The 19,558-nt window shown below is 40.3% G+C and carries 19 protein-coding genes, 2 pseudogenes and 1 riboswitch; of the genes and pseudogenes, 15 read left to right on the forward strand and 6 right to left on the reverse strand.

All coding sequences use genetic code 11. The features are described from left to right. The first annotated feature begins 227 nt into the window (after positions 1–227). From QUF78_RS04065 to QUF78_RS04075, 3 genes and pseudogenes are all read left to right on the forward strand, one after another. Complete coding sequence (locus QUF78_RS04065; RefSeq protein WP_289323675.1) at positions 228–1,457, forward strand: ROK family transcriptional regulator; 1,230 nt, start codon at positions 228–230, stop codon at positions 1,455–1,457. Continuing rightward, positions 1,454–2,545, forward strand: coding sequence for an extracellular solute-binding protein (locus tag QUF78_RS04070; protein ID WP_289323676.1), 1,092 nt, complete (start codon positions 1,454–1,456; stop codon positions 2,543–2,545). The genes QUF78_RS04065 and QUF78_RS04070 overlap by 4 nt, the downstream gene beginning before the upstream one ends. 14 nt (positions 2,546–2,559) lie before the next feature. Further along, a pseudogene (locus QUF78_RS04075) lies at positions 2,560–3,099 on the forward strand (ABC transporter ATP-binding protein); the annotation flags it as partial. Here QUF78_RS04075 and QUF78_RS04080 read toward each other — a convergent pair. Then, the gene (locus QUF78_RS04080; protein WP_289323677.1) at positions 3,088–3,258 is read right to left on the reverse strand and encodes a hypothetical protein; all 171 of its coding nucleotides are present in this window, start codon (positions 3,256–3,258) and stop codon (positions 3,088–3,090) included. The pseudogene QUF78_RS04075 and the gene QUF78_RS04080 overlap by 12 nt on opposite strands. Positions 3,259–3,329: 71 nt before the next feature. Here QUF78_RS04080 and QUF78_RS04085 point away from each other — a divergent pair, with 71 nt between their 5' ends. Both QUF78_RS04085 and argH read left to right on the forward strand, forming a co-directional pair. After that, on the forward strand, positions 3,330–5,018 hold the full coding sequence (locus QUF78_RS04085; RefSeq protein WP_289323678.1) for an ABC transporter permease: 1,689 nt from the start codon (positions 3,330–3,332) through the stop codon (positions 5,016–5,018). Positions 5,019–5,033: 15 nt separating this feature from the next. Then, the gene (argH, locus tag QUF78_RS04090) at positions 5,034–6,518 is read left to right on the forward strand and encodes an argininosuccinate lyase (RefSeq protein ID WP_289323679.1); all 1,485 of its coding nucleotides are present in this window, start codon (positions 5,034–5,036) and stop codon (positions 6,516–6,518) included. A gap of 5 nt (positions 6,519–6,523) precedes the next feature. On the opposite strand, the gene QUF78_RS04095 is transcribed toward argH, so the two are convergent. Then, on the reverse strand, positions 6,524–7,036 hold the full coding sequence (locus QUF78_RS04095) for a hypothetical protein (RefSeq protein WP_289323680.1): 513 nt from the start codon (positions 7,034–7,036) through the stop codon (positions 6,524–6,526). Between QUF78_RS04095 and QUF78_RS04100 the strand changes: the two genes are divergently transcribed. After that, positions 7,030–7,236, forward strand: a complete 207-nt coding sequence (locus QUF78_RS04100; RefSeq protein ID WP_289323681.1) for a hypothetical protein — start codon at positions 7,030–7,032, stop codon at positions 7,234–7,236. The genes QUF78_RS04095 and QUF78_RS04100 overlap by 7 nt on opposite strands. A 150-nt stretch (positions 7,237–7,386) precedes the next feature. On the opposite strand, the gene QUF78_RS04105 is transcribed toward QUF78_RS04100, so the two are convergent. From QUF78_RS04105 to QUF78_RS04115, 3 genes are all read right to left on the reverse strand, one after another. Beyond that, entirely contained in the window at positions 7,387–8,865 is a 1,479-nt protein-coding gene (locus QUF78_RS04105; protein WP_289323682.1) for a sodium:solute symporter family protein, read from the reverse strand. Next, positions 8,862–9,062, reverse strand: coding sequence for a DUF3311 domain-containing protein (locus tag QUF78_RS04110; RefSeq protein ID WP_289323683.1), 201 nt, complete (start codon positions 9,060–9,062; stop codon positions 8,862–8,864). Before QUF78_RS04110 ends, QUF78_RS04105 begins: the two co-directional genes overlap by 4 nt. 289 nt (positions 9,063–9,351) lie before the next feature. Further along, entirely contained in the window at positions 9,352–10,692 is a 1,341-nt protein-coding gene (locus QUF78_RS04115; protein ID WP_289323684.1) for an amino acid permease, read from the reverse strand. Positions 10,693–10,900: 208 nt separating this feature from the next. Further along, positions 10,901–10,979, reverse strand: a riboswitch (glycine riboswitch). A 529-nt stretch (positions 10,980–11,508) separates the two neighbouring features. Between QUF78_RS04115 and QUF78_RS04120 the strand changes: the two genes are divergently transcribed. Then, positions 11,509–12,897, forward strand: coding sequence for an amino acid permease (locus QUF78_RS04120; RefSeq protein WP_289323685.1), 1,389 nt, complete (start codon positions 11,509–11,511; stop codon positions 12,895–12,897). 134 nt (positions 12,898–13,031) lie between these two features. Then, a pseudogene (locus tag QUF78_RS04125) lies at positions 13,032–13,413 on the forward strand (BBE domain-containing protein); the annotation flags it as partial. Positions 13,414–13,523: 110 nt separating this feature from the next. Here QUF78_RS04125 and QUF78_RS04130 read toward each other — a convergent pair. Next, complete coding sequence (locus QUF78_RS04130; protein WP_289323686.1) at positions 13,524–13,736, reverse strand: hypothetical protein; 213 nt, start codon at positions 13,734–13,736, stop codon at positions 13,524–13,526. 324 nt (positions 13,737–14,060) lie between these two features. On the opposite strand from QUF78_RS04130, the gene QUF78_RS04135 reads away from it, so the two are divergent. The 7 genes from QUF78_RS04135 (at position 14,061) to QUF78_RS04165 (ending at position 19,547) form a co-directional block, all read left to right on the forward strand. Then, positions 14,061–14,237 carry a hypothetical protein gene (locus QUF78_RS04135; RefSeq protein WP_289323687.1) on the forward strand — a complete coding sequence of 59 codons (177 nt, stop codon included), beginning with the start codon at positions 14,061–14,063 and terminating at the stop codon, positions 14,235–14,237. After that, entirely contained in the window at positions 14,227–15,138 is a 912-nt protein-coding gene (locus QUF78_RS04140; RefSeq protein ID WP_289323688.1) for a LysR family transcriptional regulator, read from the forward strand. Before QUF78_RS04135 ends, QUF78_RS04140 begins: the two co-directional genes overlap by 11 nt. Before the next feature lie 142 nt (positions 15,139–15,280). Further along, positions 15,281–16,303 (forward strand): LLM class flavin-dependent oxidoreductase, encoded by a 1,023-nt coding sequence (locus QUF78_RS04145; RefSeq protein WP_289323689.1) that lies wholly within the window; start codon positions 15,281–15,283, stop codon positions 16,301–16,303. Positions 16,304–16,347: 44 nt separating this feature from the next. Continuing rightward, positions 16,348–17,682, forward strand: a complete 1,335-nt coding sequence (locus QUF78_RS04150; protein ID WP_289323690.1) for an LLM class flavin-dependent oxidoreductase — start codon at positions 16,348–16,350, stop codon at positions 17,680–17,682. Between the two features lie 36 nt (positions 17,683–17,718). Further along, on the forward strand, positions 17,719–17,979 hold the full coding sequence (locus QUF78_RS04155) for a glutaredoxin family protein (RefSeq protein ID WP_289323691.1): 261 nt from the start codon (positions 17,719–17,721) through the stop codon (positions 17,977–17,979). 189 nt (positions 17,980–18,168) lie between these two features. Then, complete coding sequence (locus QUF78_RS04160; protein WP_289323692.1) at positions 18,169–18,702, forward strand: GNAT family N-acetyltransferase; 534 nt, start codon at positions 18,169–18,171, stop codon at positions 18,700–18,702. 20 nt (positions 18,703–18,722) lie between these two features. Beyond that, positions 18,723–19,547, forward strand: coding sequence for an amino acid ABC transporter substrate-binding protein (locus tag QUF78_RS04165; RefSeq protein WP_289323693.1), 825 nt, complete (start codon positions 18,723–18,725; stop codon positions 19,545–19,547). Positions 19,548–19,558 lie beyond the last annotated feature (11 nt).

The raw sequence follows: 19,558 nt of genomic DNA on the forward strand, positions 1-19,558 counted from the left end.
TTTGTGAAGAAAAAAATGTAGGTTAGTAATATTTTCTAACTAACCAGATGAAAAAACTTATCTAATAAATAGCACTAATGGTTATAAATGTAAATAATTCGAAGTAACTATTAAAAGGTGAGTATTTAAAATATTCAGAATTATAACTTGTGCACAGAATGTATTTAAGTTATATTTTTACTTAATTAGGAAGATTTACTAACTAAATGATGTAAGGCCGTGATGTGATGAGTTTTAAAAGAACACCCAGTCATCAAAAATACGTTAATAAAAAAAGAATCATTCAATGCATCCAAGAATGTTCACCCATATCGAGAGCTGAAATCGCCGTTAAGCTTAAGCTAAGTAAACCGACCGTTTCCCTGGCCGTGGATGAACTTATACAGGAGAAATGGGTATTTGAGAAAGGGATAGGAGAATCCTCTTCTCAAGGTGGAAGGAGGCCTATCCAGCTCTTTTTCAATGAGAAGGCTGCCTATATCATAGGGGTTGATATTGGCGGGACGAAAGTGAAAATCGTTTTATGTGATTTAATTGGCAACATCCTTGCAGAAGCTAGTTTTTCAACAAGCACTTATTTACATTCAGGTCTTCTTAAACAAATGGCGATTGAAACGGAACGGTTAATTGCAAAGAAGCAGATTGGAAACGACAGGATATTAGGGATGGGAGTCGGGATTCCTGGTATAACGCAAACGGCAAGCGGATTAGTCATAGAGGCACCGAGTTTAGGGTGGGTACAGTATCCGTTTATAGCCGAAGCGAAAAGGTATTTTGATTTCCCCATTTTTCTCGACAATGATGTAAACGCGGCTGCGCTTGGAGAACAATGGCTGGGTAATGCACAAAATAAGCGGAATTTACTGTTCATTGCGGTTGGCACGGGGATAGGAAGCGGCATAATCTTGAATAATCAGTTATACAGAGGGGCATCCAGTGCAGCTGGGGAAATGGGATATATGGTAACTGATAAAGAGGATATGAAGCGTGAATTCAAGCCGGTTTTCCATAGGTACGGCTATTTGGAAAGTGTCGCAGGTGGAAAATCGATTGGCGGTCAATTTACCAGAGCTGTTCTTAAGGATCCTCATCATTTTTTATTCGAACGGGCCCAATCTTTCGAACTATCGGGGGAAGATGCTTTTTTGTCCGCAAAAAAAGGAGACACGACAGCGATGGCAGTCATTAATGAAGCCATCGAACATTTAGCCTGCGGAATTGTCAATGCGGCTAGTTTGCTAAATCCAGAGGTGATTATTTTAGGAGGTGGTGTATTAAATTCATCTGAATACATTTTACCTAGAATTCGGGAGATCGTTGATCGATATCTTCCAAGTTTAGTAGAAATGAAAACTTCTCAATTGGGAGAAAACGCAGGAGTATTAGGGGCGGTTTCCCTATTCTTAAGGGAACATGATGGCATTTTGAATTTTCGTGATGAGGGGGATTATTTATGAAATATAGGAAAAAGTCGCTTGTTTCAGTTCTGGTCTTATCGGCAGCACTATTGATTTCAGGATGTAATGGTTCAGATACGAAAACGAATTCGGAGTCTGGCGGTTCCAAGGGAGAAAAAGGTGAGTTGGAAGATAAAATCGTCGTTTATTCTCCGCATGGCAAAGATATTTTATCGAAGTTCGAAAAGCAGTTCGAAGATAAATATGGTATTGATGTTGAGTGGCTTGATATGGGGTCCCAGGAAATCCTTGACCGTGTTCGATCAGAGAAAAATAATCCGCAGGCAGACGTTTGGTGGGGAGCACCTTCCACGAACTTCAATCAAGCAAAGGATGATGGGCTGCTTTCTGCTTATAAGCCTACCTATTCCGATAGTCTCGAAGAAGGATTCCACGATCCGGAATGGTATTGGACGGGAACGAGCCAGACACCGGAAGTCATCATGTATAACAGCAAAGAACTGTCAAAAGACGAAGTGCCGAAAGATTGGGATGAGCTGCTTGATCCGAAATGGAAAGATGAAATCATCATCCGCTATCCGTTGGCCTCCGGAACGATGAGGACAATTTTTTCTGCGATGATCTATCGTACGTATAAGGATACGAATGATCCCCAAGAAGGATATGACTGGTTAAAGAGGCTCGACCAGAACACGAAAGAATATTCAGCGAACCCGGAAATGATGTATAACAAGGTAGCTAAAGGTGAGGGATCCCTTTCCGTTTGGGCAATGCCGGATGTTGTCATGCTGAAAGAAAATAAAAATTATCCGTTTGAGTTCGTCATTCCAGAAAGCGGAACGCCCGTATTGACAGAAGGTATCGCCATCGTTGAAGGTGCCAAGCATCCAAAAGCGGCTGAAGCCTTTTATGAGTTTGTCAATTCACCAGAAGCCGCAAAAACTTTGGCAGAAGAATTTTACAGGATTCCAACCAGAAGTGATGTGAAGGATTTACCGGAATGGATCACGGAAACCGAAATCAAAGCCATGGATATCGATTGGAATGCATTCCAAAAAAATGGTGATGAGTGGATGAAATATTGGGACGAAAATATAAAAAGTGGAGATAAAGAAATTAAAGAATAAGGAAGTGTCGTTGGATGGCGTCAATAAAAATGGAGAATGTCCAAAAAGCCTTCGGGAAAACGATAGCTGTTGACCATTTAAATCTGGAAATCAAAGAAGGAGAGTTTTTTACCTTTCTTGGTCCAAGTGGCTGCGGTAAAACGACAACGCTTCGAATGATTGCCGGTTTTTATTATCCAACAAAAGGTATCGTCCGATTTGGCGACAAAGATATGACGCGTGTACCTCCGGAGAAAAGAAATACAGGCATGGTATTTCAAAACTATGCCCTCTTTCCCCACATGACTGTTTTTGATAATGTTGCATTTGGTTTGCGTGTGAGAAAAGTTTCTGCAGCTGACTTAAAGAGGAGAGTGCTGGATGCCCTCCAAAAGGTCAGGCTGGAGAGCTACTCGAATCGTCAAGTGAGCCAGTTGAGCGGAGGACAGCAGCAGCGTGTTGCCCTTGCAAGAGCACTGGTCATTGAACCGGAAATATTGCTGTTGGATGAGCCCTTAAGTAATCTGGATGCCAAGCTTCGTGATGAAATGAGGGTAGAAATCTTAAGACTGCAGCGTGATTACGTCCACCCTTAATAACACGTTTTGAACATCCACCATGACATTTACAACAGATCCAAAGAATTGGACAGAATGGATTTTACCTTTAAAGATATTCATTCCCTCTTCGGCCACATCCCATTTAATACTCATGAATTTGGATACTTTTATCAAGGGAAGGAAGTGCATGTCCAACTACCTGAGAAACAGCTGCGCCTTCTCCCTGTCATTAGCGGTGATGCACCATGATTAAAAATCGTGACACCAGATTGACGATTTGGCTCCTTATTCCAGTTGTATTGGTGCTCGTAGCTTATGTACTCTACCCATCATTGAGAACCTTTATAGAAAGTTTGCAAAAAGACGGATCGATATCCCTCGGAAATTATCAGGACTTCTTCGTACAGGAATCGAAAACGAACTTAGAGGCTCTATGGAATTCCGTTTATATATCCGTATTGAGTGTATTGGTCAGTGCCTTGATTGGCATTCCTCTCGCAATCATTTTTAACCGTTATGATTTTCCAGGGAGAAGCTTCTTTTCATCAGCAGCGATATTGCCGATTGTCCTTCCGTCGTTGGTGGGGGTTATGGCGTTTATGTTTTTATATGGAGAATCGGGATTAATCCCAAATGCCATCAAGGATCTGTTCGGTCTTGATAAAGTTCCATTTAAAATTGGCGGGGTATCGGGAATACTGATCGTGCATGCCTATACGATGTATGTATATTTTTATATGACCGTATCCGCTGCAATCAATAAAATTGATCCGTCCCTAGAAGAAGCTGCTTATAACTTAGGCGCAAATAAATTTAAGGTATTTTGGAAGGTGACATTTCCATTATTGACACCTGCCATCGTGGCCGCCTCTTTACTTGTTTTCATGATATCGATGGCTTCATTCAGCGCCCCGTTTTTATTGGCTGGGGGGTACAGGGTATTGAGCTTGCAAATTTATTTTTCGAAGATTAATGGAGATATGGAAATTGCCGCCACTCAATCCGTCATTCTATCCATTGTTTCGATTTCATTTCTATTATTCATGCGTTGGTATCAGAATAGGAAAGATTACCGCATGGCTTCCAAAGGAATTGGGGCACACAGGAATGAAGTGGAAAATCCGTTTATGAAATGGGTGATGGTCGTAACGGGTATCATCGGCGTAATTATTCTGCTTTTACCGCACTTTACGATTCTATTGCTTTCACTTGTGCCGGATGGAACCTGGACATTCCAAACGTACCCAACAGTATTTAATGTGGAAAATTACCGGCTATTGTTTGAAGATCCCAATATCTTTAAACCGTTACGGAATAGTTTACTGATGGCCGTAATTGCCACACTGGCAAATCTGGTGTTTGGGGTCATCGCGTCCTATGTTCTTGTCAAACGGAAATTCGTAGGGAAAAGCTTTGTTGATATTCTAGTCATGATTCCTTGGGCGTTGCCTGCAACGGTCATAGGGATGAACTTGATTTTCGCATTCAATGAACCTAGCGTTTTTTCTTTCGGTCAAATATTGGTAGGAACATTTTGGATTTTGCCACTTGCCTATTTCATCAGACATATTCCACTCGTTGTCCGCTCGACTAACGCCGTTCTGGAGCAGCTCGATGACTCGATTGAGGAAGCGGCCAGAAACTTGGGGGCAAAGTGGTTTTATACCTTCAGAAAGGTCATTTTACCGATTATCATGCCTGGTGTTTTATCAGGGACATTATTGGCATTCATCGAGTCTGTAGGAGAATTTCCAACGTCAGTCTTGTTGTATACGATTTCAAACAGACCCATATCCATTGAAATCATGAATCAGCTTCGGATGTTCAATATGGGGCAGGCAGCTGCCTATGGGATGATTCAAATCACGCTTATTGTTATCGTTCTCTTTATTTCGAACAAGTTTTTTGGAATCAAAGCGGAAAAAGCTTTATAAATCGGAGGTTTAAAGATGAGTAAGCTTGAAGAATTTATCAAAAATGAAGGTAGTGTTTTTCCCGGTAAAACATATGCGGAAGAGCTTCTAATGCCAGTTTTTAATGATCAAAGAGATTACTTATTTCATGTGATGTTCGATATTCATCGAGCACATGTCATTATGCTTTCGGAACAAAAGATCATTAAAGAAGAAGAGGCGAAAACCATGCTGGATGGGATTCGGAAAGTGGCCCAAACAGATCTCACCAAGCTGACCTATCAGCCTCAATTCGAAGACTTATTTTTCATGATGGAGGCAAAGGTCGGTGAGGAAATTGGTCATGAGCTTGCAGGGAAAATTCATATCGGGCGTAGCCGTAATGATATGGGAGTTGCGATGTACCGGCTAGTTTTGAGAGGTCATCTGCTCCAATTGATTGGTTATGCAAACCAATTGAGTGAGGCATTCTTGGTGCAGGCAGAAAAACATACAGAAACATATATTACTGGTTACACACATACCCAACCGGCTCAGCCGACTACATTAGGCCATTACTTTTTAGCCATTTATGATGTTCTCCAAAGGGATATTGGCCGGTTATGGGCAGCCTTTGAAACAGTGAACCAATCCCCTCTGGGCGCGGCTGCGTTAACGACTACTGGTTTTCCAATCAGCCGGAACCGTACCGCAGAACTGCTTGGGTTCGATTCGGTTATTGAAAATTCCTATGACTCGATAGGTGGGGCCGATTATTTATTGGAAACCGCAACTGCCATCATGACGTGCATGGTCAACACTGGAAGGTGGATTCAAGATTTCCTGCAGCATGTGACAAGGGAGTTTGGTACATTTCATGTGGCAGATCCTTATGTTCAAGTGAGCAGCATCATGCCGCAAAAAAGAAACCCAGTATCAATTGAACATTCCCGTTCGATTGCAAGCAGTGCGTATGGTGACGCACTTGCTGCCATGAACATGATCCACAACACACCATTTGGTGATATCGTCGATACGGAAGATGATTTACAGCCGCATTTATATCGAGCCTTTTCGAATGCGGGCCGTGTCATGAAACTGATGTATGCCGTCATATCAACTTTGAAAGTGAATGAAGAACATACAAAGAAAATGGCAGCAAAATCTAGTATAACGGTTACTGAATTAGCGGATACCCTATCAAGAGATTACGAGATATCATTTAGAAAAGCCCATTCCATAGCCAGCCATATTGCAAAACGGTCGATAAGTGAAGGGAAAGAGTTATATGATTGGGACACACAAGACATAAACAAGATGATAAATGAATTCGTTTCAGTGAATATAGCAGAAGATGAATGGAAAAAAATAATCTCTCCCGAATACTTTGTGGAGATTAGAAGCATTCAAGGCGGGCCCAGCCCGAAAGAGGTTTCGAGGATGATTGTATATAGAAAACAAAAACTGGAACAAGAGTTACAGGAATATAAGGAAATGGTCAAAGCATTGAATGATGGAAGGAAGGCTTTAGTGGATTACTGAAGTTATCAGGTAAAAAGGAAGGGAGTTTTATTAACGGGCATGGAACTCACGAGTATTTGCTCCAAACTCACGAGTAAAAGCGTGGAACTCACGAGTATTTGCTCCAAATTCACGAGTATTTGCTCCAAACTCACGAGTATTTGCTCCAAATTCACGAGTAAATGCGTGAAACTCACGAGTAAATGCTCCGAATTCACGAGTAAAAGCGTAAAACTCACGAGTAAAAGCGTGGAACTCACGAGTATTTGCTCCAAATTCACGAGTAAAAGCGTAAAACTCACGAGTATTTGCTCCAAATTCACGAGTAAGTGCGTGAAACTCACGAGTATTTGCTCCAAATCACGAGTAAATGCATGGAACTCATGAGTATTTGCTCCAAATTCACGAGTAAATGCGTAAAACTCACGAGTAAAAGCCCGAATCTCCTGAAAAGAGTATTTTTTTGTTGTCTTGGAAGCAATACGAAGCATTTTATCTGCTAACTGCGAACCTAATATAAGGCGGAATGTTAATGTCAAATAGATTTCAGTTCGGTTTCATCCTGATTTTAATAGCTTTCTTAATATCGATTACTTTTAGCTTTAACCCTAAATTATTAATACCTAAAGGATATGATTTAGCTACTGATGGTCTGGTAGTAGCCAGAACCTTGATGATTATTTTTTCGTTGTATTTATTAGTTAAAATAGGGGATTTGATTATAAACAAAAAAGAGTAGTAGTCTAAAATGAGACTTCCTATAATCAATCTTGAGAAAAAGGACATTATGCTTTGGATGTCGATTATAAAGGAAGGCTCAGTCTTTTGACTGAGCCTTCCGATGCTCTTCTAATGTTTCTTTATCCAAAATAAACAGCCAATGAGCGCTTCATATATCGTTAACGGATTTAGGTTCCAACTGAACCGCGTACTTCCTGTAAGCAAGACTTACTGTTATCATCACAAGGAAATTGATTGCCAAGGCAATGATTCCGACATTCAAATCTTTTGCTGCTTGTGGCAAGGATGGAAACAAGGTCCCTATTGTTGAATGACTGAGTGTAATGCAGATTACGATGGCTAATCCGGTGACGATGCCGGCGATTGCGCCATATTTATTGATTGGATTATTCTTCTTCAGACTAAAGAGAAGGGAAGGGAATAGCTGTGTAATGAGACTGTATCCCATGAGAATTAATGCTGACATCGTTTCGCCGCCGTTTAAGGTGAAGTAGACAGCTATAAGGGCAATGATGGGAACAAGGAACTTTGCCAATCTTACAACGTGCCGATCGGATACTGTAGGTACGAATTCCTTATAGACATTTTTCGCGAGCAGTGTAGCGACGCTCATCAAAAGCATGGATCCAGGCACCAATGCGGTCAGCAATCCAGCTCCGCCGATTATGCCTATGAACCATGGATCAAAGGTCTCGATCGAAAGGCGCAGCAATGAGAGGTCTGCATCTGCCCCAACGAGTCCAGGCACTTTCAATATAGCTGTAAACCCTACAAAAAAGACGAATAACAGCATGAGTGTATATAAAGGGCTGATGATGGCATTTTTTCGAAATACCTTCCCGCTGCGCGCTGAATAAACAGCGCTGAAAACTTGGGGCCACATATAGAAACCGAATACGAGCAATATTACCGTGGAGATAAACCATGAAACGCTAAGTCCCTGCTCAGGGAACTTTAGAAAACCGGGTTTTGCCGCATCAATCGCTTCAAACATCGGCTGAAATCCACCAAAGTAATGAATGGGCAGATAAATCCCTAAGAATCCTATAATGGCAATCATCATGATATCTTTTATGACTGCTGTCCAAACTGAACCGTGTATACCGGATATCATCACATAAATGGTAAGGCTGATCGCCCCCATCCAAACCGCCGCGGACATTGAGATGGCACCATAAGAAGCTTCTGAGACAATGATCCCCAAACCTTTCAGCTGCACGACGATCACTGGAATCATCGACACCACACCGACAAGCGCAGCCAAAATTCCTAAACTAGGACTCTTATATTTGCTTACAAAGAAATCGGATTGAGACATCAGTTTATTTTCTTTGGCATATTTCCATATTTCCGGAAGGAGCCAATAGGATAATACGTAAGACAAAGTAATGTAAATAAGAACATATAGAGCGGGTGCGCCCTTGCCATAAGCCCAGCCGCTGCCGCCAAGGAAGGAGAAGGTCGTATAGATTTCCCCAGCCATCAGCAGAAAGACGAATATTGCACCAAAACCACGTCCGCCCACCGTCCATTGTTCCAAGTCCATATCTTTTCCTTTTGAAGAGCGAATGCCTAAAAATATCGACAGAAGTAAAAATGCTAAAATGATTAAGAGAGCAATATTCATTCCTGGTCACCTTCCCGATTCCTGGGATCCAGCTTATACATGATGCCCAAGATGCCAGAGGTAAGGACCACCCACATAGCCATCCAGAACATATTGAAAGGCATCCCTAATACATAAGGTTCTATTCTATTAACAAAAGGTAGAAATCCTAGTATGCCTATGAAAGGAACTAGAGTAAGGATATATATAATCTTCATTAAACAAACCCCTCCGTATTAAATAAAGTGAAACGTCCACCAATGGGGTTTTTCTTCAATGCCACTGATGGATGGGTGAACCAAACGGGGAAGGGAAATTCATACATGATTGATTTCCCTTCTTTTACAAGTTCCGATGATATATATTAGCTTACACTATTTCGATATAAAATTTAATGTGGTTGCTTGATATATTTTTAGCAACCGAGTCCACTGATGGAAAGTTGAAGTGTTTGTTGAAATGGATAAAGCCTTGAATTCATATTGAGTTCAAGGCTTTATCCGTTTTCTATCTTTTTTTCTGGTAGTTATATAGTATCACCAAGAGTATGAACCAGATTGGCGTCATGAGCAGTGATAGCCGTGTAGCTTCAGCGAATAGCATAACGATAAGGATGAACAGGAATAATCCTAAAATGACGTAATTGATAAAGGGTGTAAAAGGAGCCTTGAAAGTTGATGCGGCTCTTAGGTCAGGCCTTGTTTTCGAATATTTGATATGGGAGATCAAGATTATGCTCCATACCCATATGAAACAGATGGCACTGATGGTCGTCACAACGGTAAATGCCTGTTCCGGTATCAGTTTGCTTAATAATGCCCCAAGTGATACAACGATTGTTGATGTAAACAAGGCATTGCTTGGAACAGCCTGTTTATTTAATTTTTCCAGTTTAGCAGGGGCTTCGCCACTCCTGCTTAACGTATAGAGTATTCGGCTTGTTGAAAATAAACCGCTGTTGCATGCAGAAGCAGCAGATGTCAAAACGACGAAGTTGATGATCCCTGCAGCTACAGGAATGCCGATTAACGCAAAGACCTCTACAAATGGGCTGCTCGTGGAATCCAGTTGAGTCCATGGGTTGACGCAGAGAATGACGAATATGGCACCCACATAGAAAAGTAAAATCCGGACAGGGATTTTATTGATGGCAGACGGAATGTTCTTTCTCGGGTTCGCCGTTTCTGCTGCGGAAACCCCGACCAATTCGACACCTACAAAGGAGAAGACGACCAACTGTAAAGATAACAGGAATCCGGAAATGCCATTGGGGAACATGCCTCCATGATTCCATAGGTTCGTTAGGGAAACCGTTCCGGTATTGGTATTGAAGCCGATGATCAATAAGATGATACCTACGATGATCAAGGCGATGATCGTGATTACTTTAATGATGGCAAACCAGAATTCCAATTCGCCAAATAACTTAACGGTCAATAGGTTCAATCCTAACAGGGTGACCAGGCATATTAGAGCCGGAATCCATTGAGGGATATCGAACCAGTATTGTATATAGACACCGACAGCTATGATATCGGCCATTGCGGTCATGATCCAACAGAACCAATAGGTCCAACCGGTCACGAAGCCAGCCCATGGACCGACATATTCGGTTGCGAATTCAGTGAATGACGTATACCCTGCATTGGATAAGAGCAATTCGCCTAGGGCCCTCATCACAAAAAACAAAGCAATCCCTATTATCAGATAGGAGAAGATGATGGATGGACCTGCCAATTGTATGGCTTTTCCGGATCCTAAAAATAAACCGGTACCAATTGTTCCTCCTATTGCAATCAGTTGTACATGACGATTTTTTAAATCTCTTTTTAATTCCTGTTTAGCCAATTTGTACGCCCCCGTCTTTTATGGTCTTGATAGTGAATGATTTCAAACCTGCTTGGTCTTGGAGAGAGGGACGTGATTTTTCGCCCAGCTTGCATTTCCCAATGGTTTTTTTCACGAGTGTTGTTTCCGCCAATCACAAAGTGGACAATAAAAAAAGAGATTGGATAATACCAATCTCTTAAAGGGTTCAGAATAACAATTTATCATTCGTTACTCTTCTGTCCTTTTGCCTGAGATTGTGAATCCTTCGGCGCTGCATCTTGTACAGTCTCTCCAGAAGCTGCTCCTGCTATAGTGTCATCCATAGCGTTCATCGCTTGCTTGTATGCGGTTGTGTGAAAATGTCAGTCAGTGATAATCTTCCACTGCTAAATCATTCATTATACTTATAAAATAATATTGGAATTCTATCATTTATTTTTTCGGAGGTCAACAAATTTTTGCATTTACAACACTTCTTGAAATGGTTTAAATTTTTATAAACATTCACTTGCGAAGGTTTGAATGGGCTCCAATCAGAAGTGATTGTTTCCTGCTCTTTTTGTACTATCACTATTATAAAATACTGATCATCACTTTTTTAAAATGATAATTTTTGATTGGGAATATCAACAAGATATTTTTGGCAACTGTTTATTTGAAAAATACATTTGTATTTTTACAGAATATTTACTATTATAAGATAAGAAAACAAAATTAAAGTGTTATGCAAATGATTAGGATAAAGCATTTTTAACCGCAATAATAATAGAGAGTCGATTGGTGGAAAGGATATTAATATCATTGCCGCTAATATTGCATCTGGGGGAGTTAAACATGTCAAATAAGGAATTAAAGAGAGGGCTGGAGGCACGTCATATTCAAATGATAGCCTTGGGCGGAACCATCGGGGTTGGGTTATTCATGGGATCGGCGAGCACGATCAAATGGACTGGGCCCTCTGTCATGCTCGCTTATGCCATCGCAGGTATATTTATATTTTTCATCATGCGCTCTATGGGGGAGATGCTATATTTAGAACCGACTACAGGTTCTTTTGCAACCTTTGCGAGCAGCTATATACATCCTTTGGCTGGTTATATGACTGCTTGGAGCAATTGGTTTCAATGGGTAATCGTCGGAATGTCCGAAATCATCGCCGTTGGAATGTATATGCAGTATTGGTTCCCGGAGTTACCAGCTTGGATACCAGGTGTGGTCGCCATGATCATCTTGGGGGCGGCAAACCTCATTTCCGTAAAATCTTTCGGGGAATTTGAGTTTTGGTTTGCGCTTATAAAAATAATTACGATTGTATTGATGATCATTGCCGGTTTTGGCCTTATTTTCTTTGGCATAGGGAATGGGGGGGATGCGATTGGATTATCGAATCTTTGGGCAAATGGCGGCTTCTTTACGGGAGGTTGGACAGGATTCTTCTTTGCGCTTTCCCTTGTCGTGGCTTCCTATCAAGGCGTTGAGCTTATCGGCATCACAGCCGGAGAAGCGAAAGATCCAACAAAGACCGTAACAAAAGCGATCCAATCAATCATATGGCGCATTCTAATTTTCTATATTGGCGCTATCTTCGTCATCGTGACGGTTTATCCTTGGGATAAACTGGATGACATCGGAAGTCCATTCGTTTCAACCTTTGCTAAAATCGGTATCACTGCAGCGGCAGGCATCATTAACTTTGTCGTAATCACTGCCGCAATGTCTGGATGCAACAGTGGGATTTTCAGTGCAGGGCGTATGCTTTACACTCTAGCATTGAATGGCCAAGCTCCTAAAATCTTTGCAAAAGTATCTAAAAATGGAGTGCCGGCATATTGTACGATAGCTGTATTATTAGGATTGGGCATCGGGGTTATCCTGAATTACCTTGCACCCCCGCAATTATTCCTTTATGTGTACAGTGCGAGTGTTTTACCCGGGATGATTCCATGGTTTGTCTTACTTATCAGTGAGCTTAAATTCAGAAAGGTAAATGCTGTTGAAATGGAAAAACATCCGTTCAAAATGCCGTTGGCCCCTTACAGTAACTATGCGACAATTGCCTTTTTACTGATGGTGCTGGTTGGTATGTGGGTCAATCCGAGTACCCGGATTTCCTTGATTGTCGGGATCGTTTTCCTAGTCTTGGTCGCAGCGAGTTATTACCTGCTGAAAATGGATAAACGAACTCCATTGGAAGTTAAATCCGATGATGAGATTTCTGGATAAGGTACGAAAGCATAAAGCGTTAAAATACTTTTTAAAAAGCCCTTCTCTTGATCGAGAGGGGCTTTTTTTTTGCCTTTGTGGATCAATTGTTGGAAATCACGAGTAAATGCGTGGAAATCACGAGTGAACCTGCGATGAAGCATTTTCTAGAAAATACTCCAAATGAAAATGCAGCAATTTGGCACCAATCCATAGGGGTCGCTGGTCGTTCGGACCCAAATGAAACGGCTTTTTATTATCGGGATGCCATCATCGCCCGGGAGTATCTGGCTACATGGACCAATCCAGAAGAAGAGCGTGAAAACATCCAGTGGATCAAGGAACTTAAATGCGCTTTGGCTTCATATACTACCGGTGACTACGTGAATTGGCCGGATACTCTCATCAAAAATTGGCCAACTGCGTACTATGGAGAAAAATTCAAACGGCTTCGAGAAGTGAAAACGAGGTATGTAAGATCCATACAATACGTTTAAGTTCCCTCAAAGCATACCCCCATTAAATAAGTGGTGTTGAAAAGGCTTGGTTGGACCAAAAACATCCGTTATAAAAAGGCCTATTCCTAAATTTGGATATAGGCCTCTTTCATCTTGTTTTGAATCAATTAATCGAGATAATACCCAAAATCACTCTGCTTGCGGAGCTTGTACTGTACTGTAAACCTGATTTACGGAAGATTGGGCTTGTGCGATTTCTTGAGCAGCTTGTTTAATGGCTTCTTGTGCCAAAGTTGGATCAGAGGAAGATTTTTCTATTGCTTGTGAAAGTAAGGTTTGCGTAAGGGTAACGTTTGCTTTTGCTTGATTTAATTGATTGATATCAATTTGTTGTTGAGGCATGTAGTTTCTCTCCTTATGTCATAATTTGAATTACTCCATTAGGATGACCCTTCTTTTCTTTTTTATAAGGAGAAAAAATATATAACGTAGACAGGAAGGACTGAAACTGCCAAGTCCATTGGGATAAACAATTTAAATAAACTATGCAAAATTTATCGCGCAATCGGGAAAAAAGATACACCCTTAGGATTGAAAAACGGGAAGAAAGAGAATGAAATTATTAGTTTTATTTACTTAGAATCCTTAAATTTTCATCTTTATAAATAGTATTATGTTCCTTGAATATCATATTGTATGAAATCGCAATAAATATATCGTGACTTGTTGGTTGTACAGTTAATTAAATTACACTTTACTTATTGGTTTTATAAGATTAAAATCGGAGAAAGAATTATTATAAAAGATGAGCTGATTGGACAACCAAAAGCTCCTGAACGCGATAAGCGAACAGGAGCTTTTTGCGTTCATTTTGGAAAAAGGAGTTGGGGAGATGAATATTGATCATATTGAAGCTTTTATGTATGTTGTTCATTTTAATAGTTTTCATAAAGCAGCAGAGGCACTGTTTTTATCACAGCCGACGGTTTCGGCAAGAATTAAGACGCTTGAGAGTGAACTCGATTCAGAACTATTTGAGAGGCAAGGGAGAGGGATTATTTTAACGGAAAAAGGGAAAGCGTTCATTCCATTTGCGGAACAAATTATTCGTACCTTTCAACAGGGGAAAAAACAGTTGAAAACAGGAAGCGATCTGGAGGAAATAACGATAGGGGCTAATATCATTACATCGCAATACTTTATTCCATTTGCTCTTCCTCTATGGAAAAAGGAAAACCCTAATTTACGCTTTAAATTTATTTCAGCAACAAATGATGCATTAATTGATAAGTTGCTTCAGAAAAAGGTTGATATAGCATTTATGAAGGATGTTACACATAGTGGTCTGCAAAATCACAAGACCCTTGATAATTCGATACGTTTAGTAGTGTATCCAGGACATCCATTTCAAGTTGAAACAGAGCTAACGGTGCAAGTATTAGCAATGGAGCCGTTGGTATTTTTTGAGTGTGGTGCGTTTGACTGGAACCACGTTAATAAAATTTTTGAAGTGTCAAATGTAGAGCCGCGTATTGAATTTCAGGTTGATCACTTGGAAGTGGCGAAATCGCTAATTCTTAGCAGAAGCTGTATCGGATTTTTACCGTATTTATGTATTAAAAAAGAGTTAGAACAGGGAACTTTGGTTGAAGTTGATGTGTCACATTTAATCAAGATAAAGCAGCACATCTATCTGACTCATTTAAATCACGGGATGGAAGCACCCTTACTATGGAATGACATTCTTTTATCAATACGGAAATTTGAACAAGACCATCATCAATCACAGACACAATCTAATTGATAGATATTTTCTATCAATACAATATTTTTTCCTATTAGTTAAACCATTGCCATTAACATGCTTTAGGTGTTAGGATAAATCAAAATTATTAAATTGTTATTATTCATATCAGTATACTTTGAATTGAAGCGGAGGAGAGAATATGAGTTATAAGCTTGGCATTTTAGACCAGAGCCCGATATTTCCAGGAACTTCAGCCTTTGATGCACTACAGCAAACCATTAAGCTGGCGAGACATGCAGAAGAGTGGGGATATACCCGTTTCTGGCTATCAGAACATCATCATGCCGAAAAGCTAGCGGGATCTTCCCCGGAAGTATTGGTATCATATTTATTAGCCCAAACAAAATCTATTCGGGTAGGGTCCGGAGGTGTTATGCTTCAGCATTATAGTCCATATAAAGTGGCGGAAAATTTTCACGTGTTATCAAATCTTTCGCCTGGCAGAGTTGACCTTGGCATTGGAAAGGCACCGGGTGGTCTCCCCTTATCAACGAAGGCGCTACAATTTGGTACTGTTAATGATGGAAAAGATTTCGAAGAGCGGTTATCTTTTTTACAAAAAATAATTGAAAATTCGATTAATGATAATCACCCGCTTTCAGGTATTCAAGCGACGCCACTCCCTTCAAAAAAGCCAAAAATGTTTCTGCTTGGTGCAAGTGCTGACAGTGCCAGGCTAGCAGCCAATCTGGGTATAGCTTATGTATTTGCTCGATTTATCAACAGTAATGAGACTGTATTCGAAGATGCTGTACGCATTTACCGAAGTATCTATCCAACTGGGAGCTTTAAGGTATCAGTTTCAGTGATTGCTGCTCCTTCACAACAAGAAGCAGAACAGCTAGCAGGTGACCAAAGGATAGTGAAAGTTCATCTCCAAAGCGGTCGTTCTGTTACGGTCCAAACCTTAGTGCAAGCAGAATTATTTGGGAAGCAGTCTGGGGAGTCTTACGAAATAGAAGAACAAGATTCCAATATTATTGCTGGAACTCCCTCTTACGTAAAGGAAGTCCTAACAAATTTACATGAAAAATATGGGGTAGATGAGTTTATCCTACATACACCGGTAGTAAAAGAAGCAGAAAGATTCCGATCTTTTCAATTGTTGAGTCCGCTTCAATTAGCCTTACCTGGCGAAAAGAACTTTGTGAGCCAAAATTAAGAAGTCAGCAAGCTAAAAACCGATTAATTAAAGGAGGAGTATTGATGTCTGAGCAGAGAAAGTTGAAATTTGGAGCGCTTATTCATGGAGTTGGAGGGAGTATATCTGGTTGGAGGCATCCTGACATTCAAACCGATGCCAGTGTTAGTCTTGAATTTTATAAGGAGCAGGCCCAGAAGGCAGAAGAGGGAAAGTTCGATTTACTTTTCATTGCTGACGGTTTATTCATCAATGAGAAATCCATTCCGCATTTTTTAAATCGATTTGAGCCACTTACCATTTTATCCGCACTTGCTGCTTTCACATCACGAATAGGGCTTGTCGGAACTGTTTCCACCTCATACAGTGAACCATTTACCGTAGCTCGGCAATTTGCTTCACTTGATCACATTAGTCATGGTCGTGGCGGATGGAACCTTGTTACTACACCTCTTGAGAGTACCGCCTTGAACTATAACAAAACGATCGAAGAACACCCTGATCATGCCAAACGCTATCGGATAGCATCAGAATATATACAAGTTACCAAAGGGCTTTGGGATTCATGGGAGGATGACGCGTTTACTCGGGATAAAGAGTCCGGTGAGTTTTTTGATCCTTCTAAAATACATCAATTAAATCATATAGGAGAATTTTTCTCCGTGCAAGGACCACTCAACATTGCTAGATCTAAACAGGGGCGGCCTGTCATTTTTCAAGCAGGTTCATCAGAAGCTGGCAAAAATCTGGCGGCTAAAGAAGCGGATGCAATCTTTACAGGTCAACCAACATTAGAAGATGCAAAGAATTTTTATCAAGATGTAAAAAACAGGGCTATTGCAGTCGGGAGAAATCCTGATGAAATTGTTATTCTGCCAGGTATAGCGCCAATCATTGGTGCTACTGAGGAAGAGGCAGAGCACAAATATCAAGAACTCGCTAACCTAGTATCTATAGATAAGGCGCTTGACTATTTGGGACGATACTTCGATCATCATGATTTTTCTCAATATGAACTGGATGCGCCTTTCCCAGACCTCGGAGACATCGGAAAAAACAGTTTCCGAAGTACGACTGATCGCATTAAAGAGGAAGCCAAGGAGAAACAGTTAACGCTCCGTCAGGTAGCACTTAAGGAGACTACACCTCGGACTTCTTTTATTGGAACTCCAGAGAAAGTAGCGGATTTGATTCAGCGATGGTTCGAAGAGAAGGGTGCGGACGGGTTTATCTTTACTTCAAGTGTTCCAAATGCTTTAAGTGATTTTGTATCTTATGTGATTCCTATACTTCAGAAAAGGGGAATATATCGTACTGAATATGAAGCAGAAACATTAAGAGGCAACTTGGGGCTTCCATTCCCGGAAAATCGTTATGCGAAAGAAAAGATTAATCAATAATTGAAGAATCATTTAAAAAATAAGGAGGAATACGAAATGGAAGAAGCGTTATCTGTCGTCGTTTGGTCAAAACAAGGATGTCACTATTGCGAAGAAGTTAAACAATACTTAAAAGAAAAGGAGATCGCTTATCAAACGGTGGATGTTACCAATCATGATGAACGGCGAGATATTTTAGAAATCAAATATGGTGTTCGGTATGTGCCTATTATTGAAATTGGGCGAGGTAACGTATATGAGAGTGTTACGGAAATTGGCATACCTTATCTTGAAAAAGTACTCGAACGATTACAATAAAAAAAGACGCGTGTTAATCCGAGTATATAAGTAGAAATAGCTGATTAAAAAAAATTGACAGTTTTTATGACTTATTCTTCAATCCTGAGAACTGGAGGATGTTAGTAAAGTATGAATAAATGAAAAATTGCTGATTTAAATCCGACTATTCTTGTGTAAATAATATGTTATGGAAATGAGGAGTTAATCATGACACAGATAATCCGTCTTGCTACTGTAAAGGATGCTCCAGAAGTGCTAAACGTCACACTTCGGGCTTATGAACCAATTAGAGAATTGAATATTAACTTTCTGGCTGCGACAGCTGATTTGCAGCTAGTGACGAATAATATTAGGCGGAATCTCACTTATGTTTTAGAACAGGAGGGTCAAATTGTTTCAACTGTGACAGTTCGTCATCCATGGAATGATCCTGATCATTTTAGTCCGTACCCATTCATTTGGTGGTTTGCAGTTGACCCCCTATACAAACAAAAAGGTATAGGCTCAACTTTGTTAACCTGGGTGGAAGAAAATGTACTTCGGAAACAGGTGAAAGCGCCGGCCGTCTATTTGGCGACAGCTGATCGTCATCCTTGGCTTGTTTCCATTTATGAAAGAAGAGGCTATGAGATTTTTGCTGAACGAGATCACGATGGAGAAAAAATTGTGTATCTTCGTAAAATTCTAGATGAAACGCTGTATCGCATTATTGAAAATAAAGAACCAATTGTTAGTAATTAAAAACGTCGGGGGAATTTGAGATGAAAAAAACATTATTTATTGTTATGGCACTGCTACTTACTTTTTTGGGAGCTTGCTCTTCGAAAGAAACAGCAAGTACTGCTAAATCAAGTTCTGGAGATTCAAAAAATAACAAAGTTCAGAAAATCATTGTCGGAACAGGGACGCAATTCCCGAATATTTGCTTTTTGGATAAGAATGGTAAGCTGACAGGTTATGATGTCGAGTTGGTTCGTCAAATCGATGAAAAGCTGCCAGAATATGAATTTGAATTTAAAACGATGGAATTTTCTAATCTATTATTAAGTTTAGAAACGAACAAAATAGATTTTGTTGCTCACCAAATGGAGGTGAATGATGAACGAAAAGAAAAATTTCTATTTAATAAAGAACCATATAATGTCTTTCCCCTTCAAGTTACAGTTCATCAGGACAACAATGATATTCACTCCATTAAAGATCTAAAAGGAAAAAAAGCGATCGTGAGTGCAACGAGCAATTCTGCTGTTTTTCTTGAAAAGTATAATAAAGAAAACAATGCCGGGATTGAAATTGTCTATTCTGGCCAAGGCGTAGATGATACGAAGAATCAAATCAAAACTGGTCGGGCGGATGCTACCATTACTACACCATTTGCAGTCGACTTCTTAAATAAACAAGCAGATGCACAGCAAAAGGTTGTGGGTGAGCCACTTCTTAATTCAAAAGTATACTTTTTGCTAAGAAAAGACGAAACGCCTTTACAGAAGAGAATTGATGAAGCACTTGTGGAGCTGAAAAAAGATGGGGTAGTTAGCGAACTAAGTAAAAAGTGGCTGGGCGCAGACTATTCAGTAGGATTTTAATTAGATAGTAG

The organism is Peribacillus sp. ACCC06369, assembly GCF_030348945.1.
Taxonomy (GTDB): Bacteria; Bacillota; Bacilli; order Bacillales; family DSM-1321; genus Peribacillus.